The organism is Pantoea sp. sgz302252 (assembly GCF_047713085.1).
GTDB lineage: Bacteria > Pseudomonadota > Gammaproteobacteria > Enterobacterales > Enterobacteriaceae > Scandinavium.
In genome coordinates, this window is record NZ_JBLFJW010000027.1 from 44274 (window position 1) to 61008 (window position 16735).

The 16735-nt window shown below is 53.4% G+C and carries 15 protein-coding genes; 6 read left to right on the plus strand and 9 right to left on the minus strand.

What is annotated here, in order from left to right:
* Positions 1 to 82: 82 nt before the first annotated feature.
* Both rho and trxA read right to left on the minus strand, forming a co-directional pair.
* A complete protein-coding gene (gene rho / locus ACLW56_RS18660; protein ID WP_297200544.1) occupies positions 83 to 1342 on the minus strand; it encodes a transcription termination factor Rho in 1260 nt (419 codons plus the stop codon).
* Between the two features lie 329 nt (positions 1343 to 1671).
* Positions 1672 to 2001: a thioredoxin TrxA gene (trxA, locus tag ACLW56_RS18665; protein ID WP_330985223.1), complete on the minus strand. Its 330-nt coding sequence runs from the start codon at positions 1999 to 2001 to the stop codon at positions 1672 to 1674.
* A gap of 152 nt (positions 2002 to 2153) precedes the next feature.
* Here trxA and rhlB point away from each other — a divergent pair, with 152 nt between their 5' ends.
* Both rhlB and gppA read left to right on the plus strand, forming a co-directional pair.
* Positions 2154 to 3422: an ATP-dependent RNA helicase RhlB gene (gene rhlB / locus ACLW56_RS18670; protein ID WP_330985224.1), complete on the plus strand. Its 1269-nt coding sequence runs from the start codon at positions 2154 to 2156 to the stop codon at positions 3420 to 3422.
* Positions 3423 to 3429: 7 nt separating this feature from the next.
* Positions 3430 to 4917, plus strand: a complete 1488-nt coding sequence (gppA, locus tag ACLW56_RS18675) for a guanosine-5'-triphosphate,3'-diphosphate diphosphatase (RefSeq protein ID WP_330985246.1) — start codon at positions 3430 to 3432, stop codon at positions 4915 to 4917.
* Between the two features lie 49 nt (positions 4918 to 4966).
* On the opposite strand, the gene rep is transcribed toward gppA, so the two are convergent.
* On the minus strand, positions 4967 to 6988 hold the full coding sequence (rep, locus tag ACLW56_RS18680; RefSeq protein WP_330985225.1) for a DNA helicase Rep: 2022 nt from the start codon (positions 6986 to 6988) through the stop codon (positions 4967 to 4969).
* A gap of 83 nt (positions 6989 to 7071) precedes the next feature.
* On the opposite strand from rep, the gene ppiC reads away from it, so the two are divergent.
* The gene (ppiC, locus tag ACLW56_RS18685) at positions 7072 to 7353 is read left to right on the plus strand and encodes a peptidylprolyl isomerase PpiC (protein WP_330985226.1); all 282 of its coding nucleotides are present in this window, start codon (positions 7072 to 7074) and stop codon (positions 7351 to 7353) included.
* Between the two features lie 102 nt (positions 7354 to 7455).
* Here ppiC and ilvC read toward each other — a convergent pair whose 3' ends face one another.
* Positions 7456 to 8931: a ketol-acid reductoisomerase gene (gene ilvC, locus ACLW56_RS18690; protein ID WP_330985227.1), complete on the minus strand. Its 1476-nt coding sequence runs from the start codon at positions 8929 to 8931 to the stop codon at positions 7456 to 7458.
* A 151-nt stretch (positions 8932 to 9082) separates the two neighbouring features.
* On the opposite strand from ilvC, the gene ilvY reads away from it, so the two are divergent.
* The 3 genes from ilvY (at position 9083) to dhaL (ending at position 11744) form a co-directional block, all read left to right on the plus strand.
* Positions 9083 to 9973 carry an HTH-type transcriptional activator IlvY gene (gene ilvY / locus ACLW56_RS18695; protein WP_330985228.1) on the plus strand — a complete coding sequence of 297 codons (891 nt, stop codon included), beginning with the start codon at positions 9083 to 9085 and terminating at the stop codon, positions 9971 to 9973.
* A 135-nt stretch (positions 9974 to 10108) separates the two neighbouring features.
* On the plus strand, positions 10109 to 11113 hold the full coding sequence (locus tag ACLW56_RS18700; protein WP_330985229.1) for a dihydroxyacetone kinase subunit DhaK: 1005 nt from the start codon (positions 10109 to 10111) through the stop codon (positions 11111 to 11113).
* Position 11114: 1 nt separating this feature from the next.
* On the plus strand, positions 11115 to 11744 hold the full coding sequence (gene dhaL, locus ACLW56_RS18705) for a dihydroxyacetone kinase subunit DhaL (protein WP_330985230.1): 630 nt from the start codon (positions 11115 to 11117) through the stop codon (positions 11742 to 11744).
* Between the two features lie 138 nt (positions 11745 to 11882).
* Here the strand turns inward: dhaL and ACLW56_RS18710 are convergent, their stop codons facing one another.
* From ACLW56_RS18710 to ACLW56_RS18730, 5 genes are all read right to left on the minus strand, one after another.
* A complete protein-coding gene (locus ACLW56_RS18710) occupies positions 11883 to 12149 on the minus strand; it encodes an HPr family phosphocarrier protein (RefSeq protein WP_330985231.1) in 267 nt (88 codons plus the stop codon).
* A gap of 16 nt (positions 12150 to 12165) precedes the next feature.
* Positions 12166 to 12810, minus strand: a complete 645-nt coding sequence (locus ACLW56_RS18715; RefSeq protein ID WP_330985232.1) for a dihydroxyacetone kinase family protein — start codon at positions 12808 to 12810, stop codon at positions 12166 to 12168.
* A 9-nt stretch (positions 12811 to 12819) separates the two neighbouring features.
* Positions 12820 to 13830 (minus strand): dihydroxyacetone kinase subunit DhaK, encoded by a 1011-nt coding sequence (locus ACLW56_RS18720; RefSeq protein WP_330985233.1) that lies wholly within the window; start codon positions 13828 to 13830, stop codon positions 12820 to 12822.
* Positions 13831 to 13877: 47 nt separating this feature from the next.
* Positions 13878 to 14540 carry a class II aldolase/adducin family protein gene (locus tag ACLW56_RS18725; protein ID WP_330985234.1) on the minus strand — a complete coding sequence of 221 codons (663 nt, stop codon included), beginning with the start codon at positions 14538 to 14540 and terminating at the stop codon, positions 13878 to 13880.
* A 103-nt stretch (positions 14541 to 14643) separates the two neighbouring features.
* Positions 14644 to 16707 carry a BglG family transcription antiterminator gene (locus ACLW56_RS18730; protein ID WP_330985235.1) on the minus strand — a complete coding sequence of 688 codons (2064 nt, stop codon included), beginning with the start codon at positions 16705 to 16707 and terminating at the stop codon, positions 14644 to 14646.
* Between the last annotated feature and the right edge of the window lie 28 nt (positions 16708 to 16735).

Below are 16735 nucleotides of genomic sequence, written 5' to 3' on the forward strand. Positions count from 1 at the left end.
GTCTTTTTCGCGGGTTTCAATTACCGTGCGGCAAAAACAAAAACGCCACGCGACTGCGTGGCGTTTATCAGCGAAAGAAACCTTACGAACGCTTCATCATGTCGAAGAAATCGTCGTTGGTTTTGGTCATCGCCAGCTTATTAATGAGGAACTCCATTGCGTCGATTTCACCCATCGGATGGATGATTTTGCGCAGGATCCACATTTTCTGCAGCTCTTCCTGGGTGGTGAGCAGCTCTTCTTTACGGGTACCAGAACGGTTGTAGTCGATAGCCGGGAAGACGCGTTTTTCAGCGATCTTACGCGCCAGATGCAGTTCCATGTTGCCGGTACCTTTAAATTCTTCATAGATAACTTCATCCATTTTAGAACCGGTATCGACCAGCGCAGTTGCAATGATGGTCAGGCTGCCGCCCTCTTCCACATTACGTGCCGCACCGAAGAAACGCTTCGGACGATGCAGGGCGTTTGCGTCCACACCACCGGTCAGAACTTTACCGGAAGCCGGTACGACGGTGTTGTAGGCACGAGCCAGACGAGTAATGGAATCGAGCAGAATGATAACGTCTTTTTTATGCTCAACCAGACGCTTCGCCTTCTCGATAACCATTTCCGCAACCTGAACGTGGCGAGAAGCGGGTTCGTCAAAGGTGGAAGCAACCACTTCACCCTTAACCAGACGCTGCATCTCGGTCACTTCTTCCGGACGTTCGTCAATCAGCAGTACCATCAGCACGCAGTCTGGGTGGTTGTAGGCAATGCTCTGTGCAATGTTTTGCAGCAGCATGGTTTTACCGGCTTTCGGCGGTGCAACAATCAGGCCACGCTGGCCACGACCGATTGGCGATGCCAAATCAAGTACGCGAGCCGTTAAGTCTTCGGTGGAGCCATTTCCACGTTCCATACGCAGACGAGAATTCGCGTGCAGCGGCGTTAAGTTCTCGAACAGGATTTTATTACGCGCATTTTCCGGCTTGTCGTAGTTAACTTCGTTAACTTTCAACAGTGCAAAGTAACGCTCACCCTCTTTAGGAGGACGAATCTTACCGGAAATGGTGTCACCTGTGCGGAGGTTGAAACGGCGGATTTGGCTGGGGGAAACGTAGATATCATCGGGGCCGGCGAGGTAGGAGCTGTCTGCGGAGCGGAGGAAACCAAATCCATCCTGCAGAATCTCCAGCACACCGTCGCCAAAGATATCTTCGCCACTCTTCGCGTGCTGCTTCAGGATGGCAAAAATGATGTCCTGTTTGCGCATACGGGCCAGGTTTTCCAGCCCCATATTTTCGCCGAGAGTAATCAGCTCAGAAACCGGCGTATTCTTTAATTCGGTAAGATTCATAGTGGTGTGAGGGGTAAATCTCGAACGTATGTTGTGAATGGTATGGCAGGGTCATCCGTGCCTGTTTACGGCCATCAACTCATGTCTGTACGCTGCCTGGTCAAGGAAAGAACGCAGAACTGAAACGACGAGACGGAAATAGTGATAAGCCTGGAATCTTTCAACTTCACGCGTAAGTAGTCGTACGGGAAAGTTTGGCTAAATCAGATTCAAACTACATAAGGTATGTTTAAAACGAAGTCAACGTTAACTTAGCACGACTATGAACGGGCGTCCAGCGGTCCTGACATTTTAGGAGAACACTGGGCGCCACATCGGCAACGTCTGGATTAGGCGAGGTTTGCTTCGAGGAATTCTTTCAGCTGGCCTTTAGACAGCGCACCCACTTTCGTGGCAGCGACTTCGCCGTTTTTGAACAGCAGCAGGGTCGGAATACCGCGGATGCCGTATTTCGGCGCTGTGCCTGGGTTTGCATCGATGTTCAGCTTCGCAACGGTCAGCTTACCTTCGAACTCTTCAGCGATTTCATCCAGAATCGGAGCAATCATTTTGCACGGACCGCACCACTCTGCCCAGAAATCAACGAGAGTAACCCCGTCAGCTTTGAGTACGTCCGTGTCAAAACTATCGTCAGTCAGGTGAATAATTTTATCGCTCATATATAACTCCACAGGAATAAGCCTGGTGTGTTGGTGTAGCATTAATCAACAATCAACGTCGTGTTGATGTTGCTTTAGCCAACTAAAAGGTTGACGTTATTTCACCGGATACGCTTTCTTAATGCAATAGTAAGCTGATATTCTACCACACTATGAGCAAAACACATTTAACAGAACAGAAGTTTTCCGACTTCGCCCTGCACCCAAAAGTGATTGAAGCCCTTGAAACAAAAGGGTTTCATAATTGCACGCCCATTCAGGCACTGGCCCTCCCGCTGACACTGGCGGGTCGTGATGTTGCAGGGCAGGCGCAAACCGGAACCGGCAAAACGATGGCGTTCTTAACGTCAACGTTCCATTATCTTCTCTCTCACCCGGCCGCAGAGAACCGTCAGGTTAACCAACCTCGCGCTCTGATCATGGCACCGACGCGTGAACTGGCCGTCCAGATTCATGCTGATGCAGAGCCTTTGGCAAATGCGACCGGCCTGAAGCTTGGTCTCGCCTACGGCGGCGACGGCTACGACAAGCAGCTCAAAGTCCTGGAAAGCGGCGTCGACATTTTGATCGGCACCACTGGCCGTCTTATTGATTATGCAAAACAGAATCACATTAACCTGGGCGCGATCCAGGTCGTGGTACTGGACGAAGCCGACCGCATGTACGATCTCGGCTTTATCAAAGATATTCGCTGGCTGTTCCGCCGCATGCCACAGGCTAATCAGCGCCTGAACATGCTGTTCTCCGCTACCCTTTCTTACCGCGTTCGCGAGCTGGCTTTCGAGCAGATGAACAACGCCGAGTACGTGGAAGTGGAGCCAGAGCAGAAAACCGGGCACCGCATTAAAGAAGAACTCTTCTACCCTTCTAACGAAGAAAAAATGCGCCTGCTGCAAACGCTGATTGAAGAAGAGTGGCCAGATCGCGCCATCATCTTCGCCAACACCAAACACCGCTGTGAAGACATCTGGGGCCATCTGGCAGCAGACGGTCATCGCGTCGGCCTGTTGACTGGCGATGTCGCACAGAAAAAACGCCTGCGTATTCTCGACGAATTCACCCGTGGCGATCTCGATATTCTGGTCGCCACCGACGTTGCGGCGCGCGGCCTGCATATTCCAGCCGTGACCCACGTCTTTAACTACGACCTGCCAGACGACTGCGAAGACTATGTCCACCGTATCGGTCGTACCGGTCGTGCCGGAGCCAGCGGCCACTCTATCAGCCTCGCCTGTGAAGAGTACGCCCTGAATCTGCCAGCCATCGAAACCTATATTGGTCATTCGATCCCGCAGAGCAAATACAATCCGGATGCTCTGATGAACGATCTGCCGAAGGCGCTGCGCCTGACGCGTGCTCGTCCAGGCAATGGCCCGCGTCGCTCCGGTGGCGCACTGCGTAATCGTCGTCGTCCAGGTTAAACGCGCTATGCTCAGCACCGCCTCTTCGCTTTATGCAGCTATCGATCTCGGTTCCAATAGTTTTCATATGCTGGTTGTGCGCGAAGTGGCGGGGAGCATTCAAACCCTGACGCGCATCAAGCGCAAAGTCAGGCTCGCCGCCGGGCTGGACAGCAATAACATGCTGTCTCCCGAAGCAATGGAGCGAGGCTGGCAGTGTTTGCGTCTGTTTGCTGAACGTCTGCAAGATATTCCCCACGCCCAAATCCGTGTGGTCGCCACCGCAACGCTGCGCCTGGCGGTCAATGCGAGCGATTTCATCGCCAAAGCACAAGAGATCCTTGGCTGTCCGATTCAGGTCATCAGCGGTGAAGAAGAAGCGCGCCTGATTTATCAGGGCGTGGCGCATACCACTGGCGGCGATGAACGCCGTCTGGTCGTCGATATCGGCGGTGCGAGTACCGAACTCGTCACCGGTGTGGGCGCACAAACCACTTCGCTGTTCAGCCTTTCCATGGGCTGCGTTACCTGGCTGGAACGCTTCTTTACCGACCGTAACCTTGAACAAGCTCATTTCGATGCTGCCGAAGAAGCTGCGCACGAGGTACTGCGTCCGGTTGCCAATGAACTGCGCAACAATGGCTGGAAAGTTTGCGTCGGCGCTTCCGGCACCGTCCAGGCATTGCAGGAAATCATGATGGCGCAGGGCATGGACGAGCGCATCACACTGCCTAAACTGCAACAGCTGAAGCAGCGCGCTATCCAATGTGGTCGTCTTGAAGAGCTTGAAATTGAAGGCCTGACGCTGGAACGAGCGCTGGTCTTCCCTAGCGGCCTGGCTATCCTGTTGGCCATTTTCAACGAGCTGGGTATTCAGTGCATGACGCTGGCTGGCGGTGCCCTGCGTGAAGGCCTGGTTTACGGCATGCTGCATCTGGCGGTAGACCAGGATATTCGTAGCCGCACGCTACGTAATATTCAGCGTCGTTTTATGGTCGATACCGAACAAGCTCAGCGCGTGGCGCAACTGGCCTCGCATTTCGTCGATCAGATCGGGGAAAAGTGGGATGTCGAGCCATTAAGCTGCGATCTACTGCTCAGTGCCTGCCATCTGCATGAAATCGGGCTGAGCGTGGATTTTAAACAAGCCCCGCAGCATGCAGCCTATCTGGTGCGTAATCTGGATTTGCCAGGTTTTACTCCCGCTCAGAAAAAGCTGCTGGCGACGTTAGTGCTCAATCAAACCAATCCGGTTGACCTTCCTTCTTTGCACCAGCAAAACGCGGTCTCTCCGCGCGTTGCTGACAGGCTCTGCCGCCTGCTGCGCCTGGCGATTTTGTTTGCCGGCCGTCGCCGTGACGATCTGGTCCCAGACATTGCGTTAAGCGTGGAAGGTGAAGCGCTGACGTTAAAACTGCCCACAGGCTGGCTGGAAAATCATCCGCTGGGCGCAGAGTTAGTGTTGCAGGAAAGCCAGTGGCAAAGCTATGTGCACTGGCCTTTGATCTTCGGGTAAAAAACAGATTGCCGGATGGCGCATGCGCTTATCCGGCCTACGAAATGCGTTATTTTGCTTTCGCCCGCGCTAACATCTCTTTGATATTTGCCACGTTCGCCTGGCCTTTATGCATCCGTTCTTCCGCCGACACCACTTTACGTTCCTGCTCCCAAATCAAATCGTCCTGCGGTAATTCCAGCAGGAAACGGCTTGGTTCCGGGCGTACCAGTTCGCCATACTGCCGGCGCTCTTTGCACAGGGTAAAAGTCAGCTCTTTCTGCGCACGGGTGATGCCCACATACGCCAGGCGGCGCTCTTCATCAACGTTATCTTCATCGATGCTGCTTTGATGCGGCAGTAAGCCTTCTTCCATACCCACCAGATAAACGTACGGGAATTCCAGCCCCTTCGAGGCGTGGAGCGTCATCAGCTGTACCTGATCAAGCTCTTCATCACTTTCACCGCGTTCCATCATGTCGCGCAGTGTGAAGCGGGTGACAACCTGGGTCAGCGTCATCGGCTCTTCCAGATCGCTCCCTTCCAGCATTTCCGTCATCCAGCCAAACAGCGTATTGACGTTTTTCATCCGCATTTCAGCGGCTTTCGGGCTTGGGGAAGTTTCGAACAGCCAGGATTCGTAATTGATGCCGTGGATAAGATCTCGCACCGCAGCAATCGGTTCACGCTCCGCCAGGCGCTGTACTTCACCCAACCAGTGGGTAAAACGAGTCAGCGACTCGTAGCCACGCCCAGTCAGGGTCTGAGTCAAGCCCATATCAAAGCTTGCGGCAAACATGCTTTTGTTGCGAGTCATCGCCCATTCGCCCAACTTCTGTAGCGTCGCCGGGCCAATCTCTCGCTTTGGCGTGTTAACGATGCGCAGGAAAGCGCTATCGTCATCCGGATTGGTCAACACGCGCAGATAGGCCAGCAAATCCTTGATCTCAGGACGCGAGAAGAAAGATGTGCCCCCAGAAATACGATACGGAATGCGGTTTTGCATCAACAGCTTTTCGAACACCCTGGACTGGTGGTTACCACGATAAAGGATCGCGTAATCCTTGTAAGCTGTCTTATTGATAAAGTGATGGGCGATAAGCTCCCCGGCCACACGCTCCGCTTCGTGCTCTTCGTGGTTGGCGCTCAATACCTTCAGCTCAACGCCATAACCCAGCTCGGAAAACAGCTTCTTCTCAAAGACGTGCGGGTTATTGGCAATCAGGATGTTCGCCGCTTTCAGGATACGCCCTGAAGAACGGTAGTTTTGTTCGAGCTTGATAACCTGAAGCTTCGGGAAGTCTTCGTTCAGCAACACCAGGTTCTGAGGACGCGCCCCACGCCAGGAATAAATAGACTGATCGTCATCGCCCACCACAGTGAAGCGTGCGCGGCTGCCCACCAGCAGTTTCACCAGTTCGTACTGGCTGGTGTTGGTGTCCTGATATTCATCCACCAGCAGGTAACGAATTTTGTTCTGCCAGCGTTCACGCACTTCTTCATTGCGCTGTAACAATAGCGTTGGCAGCAGGATCAGATCGTCAAAATCCAGAACGTTACACGCCTTCATGTGCGCGTCGTATAGCCCATAGCAATGGGCAAAAATTCGATCTCGTTCCCCTTTCGCCTGCGCTGCGGCTTGCGAGGGCGTCATCAGATCGTTTTTCCAGTTGGAGATCGTCGAGATCAGTTGCTGCAACAGCACCTTGTCGTCTTCGATAATCCCTTCTGTCAGCTCTTTGAGCAGCGCAGTCTGATCGGTATCGTCGAACAGGGAAAAGTTAGATTTCATCCCCAGCGCGGCAAATTCACGTTTAATGATTTCAAGCCCAAGCGTGTGGAACGTGGAAATCATCAACCCGCGTGCCTCTTTGCGCCCCAACGTTTGCGCCACACGCTCTTTCATTTCGCGAGCTGCTTTGTTGGTGAACGTCACCGCCGCAATGTGTTTTGCCTGATAGCCACACTGATGGATCAAATGGGCAATCTTATTGGTGATAACGCGAGTCTTGCCGGAACCAGCACCCGCCAGCACCAGGCAGGGTCCGGTGACGAATTCGACGGCTTGTTGTTGTCCGGGGTTTAAACGCATAGGGTCACTCAATGAAAAACGGGAGGGCAGAAATAGAGCGTGGTAGTATAACGAGCCTGAACCACACCACTCAAGGCACAATCATGGCAAAAACAGCAGCAGCACTGCATATCCTTGTAAAGGAAGAAAAACTGGCTCTGGACCTTCTGGAGCAAATCAAAAATGGTGCCGATTTCGGCAAGCTTGCGAAGAAACACTCCATTTGCCCATCAGGCAAACGAGGCGGTGATTTAGGCGAATTCCGTCAGGGCCAGATGGTTCCGGCGTTTGATAAACTCGTCTTCTCTTGCCCAGTGCTGGAGCCAACCGGCCCACTGCACACCCAGTTCGGTTACCACGTTATTAAAGTGTTGTACCGCAAATAAATAACAAAGCCTTCTCATCGAGAAGGCTTTTAGTGTTTGCACCCTCTCCCCGTGGGAGAGGGCTGGGGTGAGGGCATCAGACCGCACTAACCCCTTTGATTATCAGCCAGCTACAGCGATACGTTTCATATCGGTCATGTAGCCACGCAGTTTTTTACCGACTTTCTCGATTTCATGACCGCGAATCGCTTCGTTGACATCACGCAGCTGAGCGTTGTCTACCGCGCCTTCAGCAATGGCTTTGCCCAGGTCACCTGGCTGAATTTCAGTCATGAACGCTTTCAGCAGCGGTACGCAAGCGTAAGAGAACAGGTAGTTACCGTATTCAGCGGTATCGGAGATAACCACGTTCATTTCATACAGACGCTTACGCGCGATGGTGTTGGCAATCAACGGCAGCTCGTGCAGTGATTCGTAGTAAGCAGACTCTTCGATGATGCCGGAATCGACCATGGTTTCGAAGGCCAGTTCAACGCCCGCTTTCACCATCGCAATCATCAGTACGCCTTTATCGAAGTACTCCTGCTCGCCAATTTTGCCTTCAAACTGTGGTGCGGTTTCAAACGCGGTTTTACCGGTCTCTTCACGCCAGGTCAGCAGTTTCTTATCGTCGTTGGCCCAGTCAGCCATCATGCCGGAAGAGAATTCGCCGGAGATGATGTCATCCATGTGCTTCTGGAACAGCGGAGCCATGATCTCTTTCAACTGCTCGGACAGCGCGAAAGCACGAACTTTTGCCGGATTAGACAGACGGTCCATCATCAGGGTGATACCGCCCTGCTTCAGCGCTTCGGTGATGGTTTCCCAACCGAACTGAATCAGTTTTTCGGCATACGCTGGGTCAGTACCCTCAGCCACCAGCTTGTCGAAGCACAGCAGAGAACCGGCCTGCAACATACCGCACAGAATGGTCTGCTCACCCATCAGGTCAGATTTCACTTCCGCAACGAAGGAAGATTCCAGCACGCCTGCACGGTGACCACCCGTAGCCGCAGCCCAGGCTTTAGCGATGGCCATACCTTCGCCTTTTGGATCGTTTTCCGGGTGAACGGCGATAAGCGTAGGTACACCGAAACCACGCTTGTACTCTTCGCGTACTTCAGTACCCGGGCACTTCGGTGCCACCATTACGACGGTGATGTCTTTACGAATTTGCTCACCCACTTCCACGATGTTGAAACCGTGAGAGTAACCCAGCGCGGCGCCATCTTTCATCAGCGGCTGAACGGAACGTACTACGTCAGTGTGCTGTTTGTCCGGCGTCAGGTTTACCACCAAATCAGCCTGAGGGATCAGCTCTTCGTAAGTCCCCACTTTGAAGCCGTTTTCGGTCGCCTTACGCCAGGAAGCACGCTTTTCAGCAATCGCTTCTTTACGCAGCGCATAGGAGATATCCAGACCGGAATCACGCATGTTCAGGCCCTGGTTCAGCCCCTGCGCACCACAGCCGACGATGACCACTTTTTTACCCTGAAGGAAGCTCGCGCCATCGGCGAATTCGTCGCGCGCCATGAAGCGGCATTTACCCAGTTGGGCCAGTTGCTGGCGCAGATTCAGTGTGTTGAAGTAGTTAGCCATGGTGATTCCTCGTGATGTTGTACTGTCTTATTGTTCGGTTCGCGTTTTGCGAGAATGTACCCACATTACAACAGGAAATTCATTGCGGAAATTGATATATTCACAACATCACGTTGCAATTTATGCAATGTAAAACCGTGGAGTATTTTCTGTGGATTTACGCGATCTGAAAACCTTCCTGCATCTGGCGGAAAGCCGTCATTTTGGCCGCAGCGCTCGGGCGATGCACGTCAGCCCTTCCACGCTATCCCGACAAATTCAACGCCTGGAAGAAGATCTTGGGCAAGCGCTGTTTGTGCGTGATAACCGCACAGTGACGTTGACCGAGGCGGGCGAAGAACTCCGCACTTTTGCCCAGCAAACGCTGCTGCAGTATCAGCAATTGCGCCACACCATCGATCAGAAAGGCCCTTCGTTGTCAGGCGAGCTGCACCTGTTTTGCTCTGTGACCGCGGCATACAGCCACCTGCCACCCATTCTCGACCGCTTTCGCGCCGAACACCCTTCCGTCGAAATCAAACTGACAACTGGCGACGCCGCCGACGCGATGGAAAAAGTGGTGACAGGTGAAGCGGACCTGGCCATTGCAGGGAAACCGGAAACGCTGCCCGGCGCGGTGGCATTTTCGATTTTGGAAAATTTAGCCGTGGTGCTGATCGGCCCAGCGTTACCTTGCCCCGTGCGCACGCAAGTCGCGCAGGAGAAACCCGACTGGTCCACGGTGCCCTTTATCATGGCCGATCAGGGGCCCGTCCGCCGCCGCATCGAGTTGTGGTTCCGCCGCCATAAAATCAGCAATCCCTCGATTTATGCAACGGTGGGCGGCCATGAGGCAATGGTGTCGATGGTGGCGCTTGGCTGTGGCGTAGCGTTAATCCCGGAAATCGTGCTGGAAAACAGCCCGGAACCGGTGCGCAACCGCGTCATGATTCTGGACAGGAGCGACGAGAAAACCCCGTTTGAACTCGGCGTTTGCGTCCAAAAAAAGCGGCTGCATGAGCCGCTTATTGATGCGTTCTGGCATATCCTTCCGGCAAATTAACCGAATAATGTTCACCCACGCCCCAGCCATGTCCCTTCCACTGGAGACTAATTGGTATCAAAGGCGCCAGGTGTAAACAGACTCTGCGGGTAAAATCGTCACGAAAGAAACAGGACCTGACAAGAGGGAGTGACGATGCAGAAACCCAAAAAGATCTTCAACAACACCGATAATATTCGCGCTGAAATCATGGAAGGGCTGGTGTACGCCGGAATGGGAAAAATCCATGCCCTGCCGGAGTATTACGCGATTTATCGCACCCTGCCACAGAATGAACAGACGGTGATTGTCAGCGGTGGCGGCAGCGGCCATGAGCCCACCTTTGGCGGATTCGTCGGTGAAGGGGGTATCGACGCCTGCGCGCTCGGCGAAGTATTCACCTCTCCTTCACCCGATCAGATTATCGAGGCAAGCCGCGCCGTGCATCGGGGAAATGGCGTACTTTTTCTTTACGGTAATTACTCCGGCGACGGGATGAATTTCGATATCGCCGCTGAAATTCTTGCCGAAGAAGGCATTGAATGCCGCACCGTACGCGCGACCGATGATATTGCCTCTGCACCGCCTGAAAGAATATCCGATCGCCGGGGTGTAGGTGGCCTGGCATTTCTCTACAAACTGGCCGGCGCTGCAGCGCAGTTCGAGCACTATACGTTGCCTGCGCTCGAAGCTCTGGCGAAAAAGGCCAATCACCACACTCGTACCATCGGCGTGGCACTCAGTGGCTGTGCGCTTCCGCAAGCTGACGCCTTTAACTTTACGCTCGCCGACAACGAAATTGAGCTCGGTATCGGCATTCACGGTGAACCGGGGCTGTGCCGTATGCCTCTGCCGCACACGGATGAACTGGTCGAGATGATGATCGAACGTCTTTGCATCGACCTGCCATTTGGCCCGGGCGATAAAGTCTGCGTGAGCGTGAATAATCTGGGGTCGCTCAGCAATAGCGAACTGATGGTGGTGACTCGTAAAGTCGGTCTGTCATTGGAAGCTCGCGGGATCCTCACCTACGACGTGCAGGTTGGCCACTTCTGTACCTCGCTGGAGATGTCCGGTTTCTCGCTGAGCATGCTGCGGCTGGATGATGAAATGCAGCGCCTGTATGACTACCCCATCAACACCCTCGGCTGGAGAAAATAAGATGAATACAACCCAATTCACCGCCTGCCTTCGGTACGTATCAGAAGGCATGATCGCCAGCGAGCCACGCCTGACCGCGCTTGATCAGGTCATTGGCGACGGCGACCACGGTATTGGTATTAAACGCGGCTTTACCGCGCTGCACACACTGCTCTCTTCCACTGAGTTTACCCCAGCGGATATCGGCGAGTGCCTGCTGCAAAGCGGCACTCGATTGATGACCAGTATGGGAGGTGCCTCCGGTGCCATCTTCGGGACACTTTTCCGTGCCGGTGGCAAAGCGCTTACCGGGCGGGACGCCTTTAACCCGATAACACTTGCTGAGTGGCTGGAGAGTGGGATGATGGCTATCCACCAGCGCGGAGGGGCCGAGCCTGGCGATAAAACCATGGTCGATGCGCTGGCCGCCGCCGCTTTGCAGGCCAAAGAGGACGTTGCGTTGCCGCTGCCGGAAGCCCTGGCGCATTGCGCCCAGGCTGCGATGGCCGGTGCAGAAGGCACCAGCATAATGGTGGCACGGTTTGGCCGTGCGAAAAATCTCGGAGAACGGGCGATCGGCCATTGCGACCCGGGCGCGGTTTCTATGGCGCTGATCCTGCAGTTTATGCATGAGTTTGCGAACCAGGCATAAAGCTCAAGCAATAAAAAACCCGATGTCGTTTGCTCACCGGGTTTTTTATTGTCTGAAAGATGTCCATCATCGCCAGAGCAGAATGTCGGATAGCGGTTTTGCTTATCTGATCCGCACCCTGCAGGCGTCACCTAAGGGTTAGTCAAAACCAAAACCCTCAGCAAACAACACCTTCAGCTTTGTCATCGCCTCTTGCTCATCGCTGCCGCTGCAGATGATCTCAAGCGATCCTTTGCCTTTGATCCCCGCACCTAAAATACTCATGATGCTTTTACCTTTGATAACCTTACCCTCGTAGATCATCTCGATCCGAGACTGATACTGGGCACACGCTTTTGCCAGCACACCTGCTGGTCGAGCGTGAATACCGTGCTGATTGCTGATCCTAACGACCTCTTTCAACATATTCGCGGTTCCTTTCTCACGGCTCATCAGCCGGGCACATAGCCTGAATAAAATTGTAATAACCCTGAGTTAAGAGCTGGGCGACCATCGCGCCAGGGTCAACAAACGTCCGTGAGCGTTCGCCGTGGATAGCAGCTCGCCCATGTTTCGCCACCATTGTTGTCGTCTGCTGTACGCCCCACTGCGCCTGAAATAAAGCTTCCCGGGCCTGATCAACTGGTGTCGCCGTCGGCGTTTTGAACACCACCAGCGCAGGTGCCATACCATCAAGAAACGTCTTTTCACCGGGCTGCGCCTTGCCGCGTTGCTGGACGCCGTCATACCAGGCCTGAAAAAATGCGCCTGCATCATCCGCGGTGAATGTCTCGCGCCCCTTAAAAATCTTCCCCGCCTGCATCAGCCCGGAAGCCATCAGCGTGCCCATGGTGGAGGGGACCGCTGATGCCATCGCTTTGCCTGCGAGATAAAAAAAGCGCCCAAGATCGCGCTCGTCACTCTGCTCTACCGCATCGCTCGCCGCAGTAAAACCATCGCTCATGGTCAGACCCAGATCGCCGTCGCCCACCACGCTATCCAGTTCAGTCAGCACCTGCTTATTGCCTAGCATCACATGTGCCCATTCGGCAAAGAGCGGACGCAGTTTCTGTGCATCCAGCGTCATAGTGCCTCCTTAAGCGGGAAACTGACGGAACATGGGCGTATCAGCGCTGGCATTGAGCAACGCTTTCAGCTCACTGTCCACCGGCATCAGGCTAATCGACATGCCGGTCATCTCCATCGCCGTCGCGAACTCGCCCACCCACACGCGGAAAACGCGAATGTTGCTCTCCGCCAGAATCTGCTGCACGTGGCGATACATCAGGTACAGTTCTTCCAGCGGCGTGGCGCCAAGACCGTTAATCAGCACCGCCACTTCATCTCCCTGCTGACAGGGCGAGTCCGCCAGAAGCCAGGACATCATCTCTTCGGCAATCTGTTCCGCGCTCAACTGCGGACCGCGACGAATTCCGCTTTCACCGTGGATCCCCATACCAATTTCCATTTCGCTGTCACCCATGTGGAAACCCGGTTTGCCGATCCGCGGCACAATGCAGGGCGATAGCGCTACGCCAAGAGTACGTACGCGGTCGCCCGCTTTCTGGGCAATGCGCTGTACTGTGACCAGGTCATCCATTCTCGCGGCCGCTGCTCCAGCGCATTTGTAGACGAAGAAAATCCCGGCCACCCCACGCCTTGTCGCCACGCTATCACCCGGGACAGCACCAGCCGAGTCGTCGGCGGCGACCACGGTGCAGGTACGAATGTCGCTTTCCATGTCGGCCATTTCTGCCGCCATGTCGAAATTGAAAATGTCGCCATTGTAGTTGCCGTAGAGATACAGCACGCCAGCGCCGCTATCGACGGCCTGCGTGACCGCCAGAATTTGCTCCGGCGACGGCGACTGAAACACATCACCGATGGCGCAGCCGTCAAGCATCCCCTCACCCACATACCCCAGGAACAGCGGCAGGTGACCTGAACCGCCACCGGTGACTATCCCTACTTTCCCGGGTACCGGACGCGCAGTGGCTAAGCAGTGCAGGTCATCATTGACGAAGCGAAAGCGGTCGGGGTGAGCCAGATAGATGCCTTCGAGCATCTCCGGGATAAAATCCTCCGCCTGATTGATAAATTTTTTCATGCGTTCTCTCCATGAATACCCGCCCAATCGAGCGGGGCGTTGAGGAATTAGCGGGCGAACTTAATCTGTGAGGGATATTCCCAGCGCTGCAGCTCTTCCGGCGTAAAGGTCTCCGGCTCTTGACCGCCATTGATCACCAGCGCGTGGTAGTAAATCTGCGCCATCTCTTCGAGGTAGGCGGATTTCAGAACTGCTTCATACGGGTCTTTATCCACACCAATTGCGCCATGTTTTTCCATCAGGATGGCATCAGCGCGTTTAATCGGTTCGATAACGCTCTCCGACAGCGCTGGCGTGCCGGGGCGGCCATACGGTGCAACAGGAATCACGCCATCTTTCAGGTTGAGGATCGCACACTCATAAACCACCGCCGGGATCGGTTTATTCAGCACGGCAAACGAGGTGGCATAGAGTGAGTGGGTGTGAGAGATGGCAAAAATATCCGGGCGCGCTTTATAAATCTCAATGTGCATCAGGCATTCACTGGTTGGACGCAGGCCAGCTTCGCTTTCGATAACGTTAGCTTCAACGTCCATCACCACAATGTCCCGTGGCGTTAAATGCATTTTGTCGATGGTGGTCGGGGTCACCAGAATAAGCCCGGTTTCTTTATCCCGTACGCTGGAATTACCCGCTTTATGTTTACACAGCCCCCACTGCTGGGCGGTTCTGGCCATTTCAACGACGTGTTTTTTCTGAATCTCTAACATAATATTTATCCTGTATCCGGTGGTAAGGACGAACGCGGTCGCGACAGTGATTGCCGTGAAGTAACGTTGCAGCGTATGAGCGACAACGCATTTAGATTAATAATTAAAGGCGGCGGGTAATTTCGTTTATTAGTGCGGATTCATCCCGCGCCCGACGAATAAAATCTGCACCGTCATAGAACTCAAGAAACTCATTTAATTGGGCCAATGCCTTTAAGTGTTTTTGTGGGTTATGGGTGGCAAGGACGATAATAATATCGGCCTGCATATAATCAGCGAAAGCAATCTTATAGGGCAGCCGTAACAACGCCATTCCCGTATTCAGGGCGCCATCATCCACACCCGCATGGGAGATAATGACCCCATCCGCCAGCATAATATAGGGATGCTCTTCGGCAATTTTGTTCAGCATCATTTGCACGTAGCGCGGTTCAATCACCCCGCTTTGCAACAGTGAAGCCGACGCCCGGGTAATCGCTTGCCGCCAGCAACCGGGCACTTCAGCGGCAAACCGGACGTGCGCTTCCCCAAGCAAGTCAATCAGCGAGGGGGCTGGCGGCTCGAAGCTACCCACCGAACTGGCAGCGCCATTTTCCGCATAGATATAACTGGCAAGCGCTCGCTGCAGCCCTTTGTGGTCGATGATGTTGCCAAAGCGCTCGAAGATCAGCAGCAGCTGCTCAATCTGGATTATATTCGGATCCACGCCCTGAAGCGCGCTGATGACGTGGTTACGGAAAGCGCTTTTATGAAGGCTGCCGATCGACGGATTGACCACAAACACCATCTTGCTGGTATTCAGATGGGTGGTCGCAAAGACGACGTCATAATGCCCGGTATAGCGCTCAAACTCGCGACGGGACAGCATCTGCGTGAAGTGCAGCTCCGGGAATAACACCTGCAGCGTCAGGTATAAATAGGTTGAAATGGTGGCGCTGTTTTCGCACACCACCACTGCCGTTTTCTGCAGTTTTATCTGATGGATAACCCCTTCTCGCGTCAACCAGCCGCCGAAGAGCACCGTCAGGAATGCCATTTCTTCATCCGGGATTTCACAGTGCAAAAGGGTTTCAAAAGGTACCACTGCACGGCGCACCATTTCATGCAGGTGGCTAAACTCTTTGACCACCAGATCATAGACGCTGCTGGTGTTGGCCAGATGATAGCGAATGCGGTAGTAGGCCGGTTTCCAGTGCTGGTAGATTTTTTCAATCAGCTCATTTTTTTCTTTAATCGTGACGCAGCTTATCGTTTCAAAACTATCGACAACGGCCACGACGCTTTCCAGCAAAAGAGTATCGAGATGGAAATATTTATCGGCGATACTCTGAATGTTGGAGCTCTGGATCAGTGCTGTCAGGAAAATCAGTTCATTCTCACTGTTGATATTGATTTTACTGATAACGCCTTGCATCAGCGTGAATTCTCTGCTGCGGGTAATATCGGCGTAACTGTCAGGAATAGTGACCAGATTTTTACCCGATTCAATACGGTGCAGAACAAAACAGATAAAATAAATAAGCTCCTGGAGCTGACGATCGGTAAATTGAATTTTAAAGCATTTTTCAATTTCACTAAAAATATTACCGACCGTTTCCAGATGTTCACTCATCACATTGTTATATTGACTAATGATATTTTTCGCCACTGGAATTTCAAGTACCTGGCGCAGGCAACTTAATAGCAAATAGCGCTTCTCGAGCTCCTCGCCAAGAATATGGTAGCCATTGCCCCGGTCATAGTTGATTTCTAACCCGTGTTTGATGACCTCGCTACGTACTTTTTTCAGGTCGTTAATAATGGTGTTCTGGCTCACTCCCAGCGATGACGACAAGTGCAGCAGTGACAATTTTTCGCTACGCGTCAGTAGCATGAAGATAATCATCTGCCCGCGTTCCCCTTCCGAGAAAAGGTAACGCTGCTCCGTTTCAGCAGTCTGGTTCTGGCGAAAATGTTCCAGAACATGGCGTGGGATGTGCAGCTTTCCTGTTTTCAGGCGATTGATACGATCGAAGTGGTGCGATTCCAGATAGTCATTCACCTTTTTCAACGTATAGCTCAGCTGCTTGCGCGTCAGGCAAAACTGCTCTTCGAGCTTCGTCCCCGTCATGCTGGGGTCGTTCACAATCGCATCCAGGACTGCGACCACACGTTTATCCATAGCCATATCGACCCTCCTGCGATGAAAAATCTGG

Excerpts from the sequence above, each read along its gene's own strand:
- ilvC (WP_330985227.1), bottom strand. The coding sequence starts at position 8,931 with ATGGCTAACTACTTCAACACACTGAATCTGCGCCAGCAACTGGCCCAA.
- ACLW56_RS18715 (WP_330985232.1), bottom strand. The coding sequence starts at position 12,810 with ATGACGCTGGATGCACAGAAACTGCGTCCGCTCTTTGCCGAATGGGCA.
- ACLW56_RS18710 (WP_330985231.1), bottom strand. The coding sequence starts at position 12,149 with ATGTTGAAAGAGGTCGTTAGGATCAGCAATCAGCACGGTATTCACGCT.
- rhlB (WP_330985224.1), top strand. The coding sequence starts at position 2,154 with ATGAGCAAAACACATTTAACAGAACAGAAGTTTTCCGACTTCGCCCTG.
- ACLW56_RS18720 (WP_330985233.1), bottom strand. The coding sequence starts at position 13,830 with ATGAAAAAATTTATCAATCAGGCGGAGGATTTTATCCCGGAGATGCTC.
- gppA (WP_330985246.1), top strand. The coding sequence starts at position 3,430 with ATGCTCAGCACCGCCTCTTCGCTTTATGCAGCTATCGATCTCGGTTCC.
- rep (WP_330985225.1), bottom strand. The coding sequence starts at position 6,988 with ATGCGTTTAAACCCCGGACAACAACAAGCCGTCGAATTCGTCACCGGA.
- ACLW56_RS18730 (WP_330985235.1), bottom strand. The coding sequence starts at position 16,707 with ATGGCTATGGATAAACGTGTGGTCGCAGTCCTGGATGCGATTGTGAAC.
- ACLW56_RS18700 (WP_330985229.1), top strand. The coding sequence starts at position 10,109 with ATGCAGAAACCCAAAAAGATCTTCAACAACACCGATAATATTCGCGCT.
- ACLW56_RS18725 (WP_330985234.1), bottom strand. The coding sequence starts at position 14,540 with ATGTTAGAGATTCAGAAAAAACACGTCGTTGAAATGGCCAGAACCGCC.
- ppiC (WP_330985226.1), top strand. The coding sequence starts at position 7,072 with ATGGCAAAAACAGCAGCAGCACTGCATATCCTTGTAAAGGAAGAAAAA.
- trxA (WP_330985223.1), bottom strand. The coding sequence starts at position 2,001 with ATGAGCGATAAAATTATTCACCTGACTGACGATAGTTTTGACACGGAC.
- dhaL (WP_330985230.1), top strand. The coding sequence starts at position 11,115 with ATGAATACAACCCAATTCACCGCCTGCCTTCGGTACGTATCAGAAGGC.
- rho (WP_297200544.1), bottom strand. The coding sequence starts at position 1,342 with ATGAATCTTACCGAATTAAAGAATACGCCGGTTTCTGAGCTGATTACT.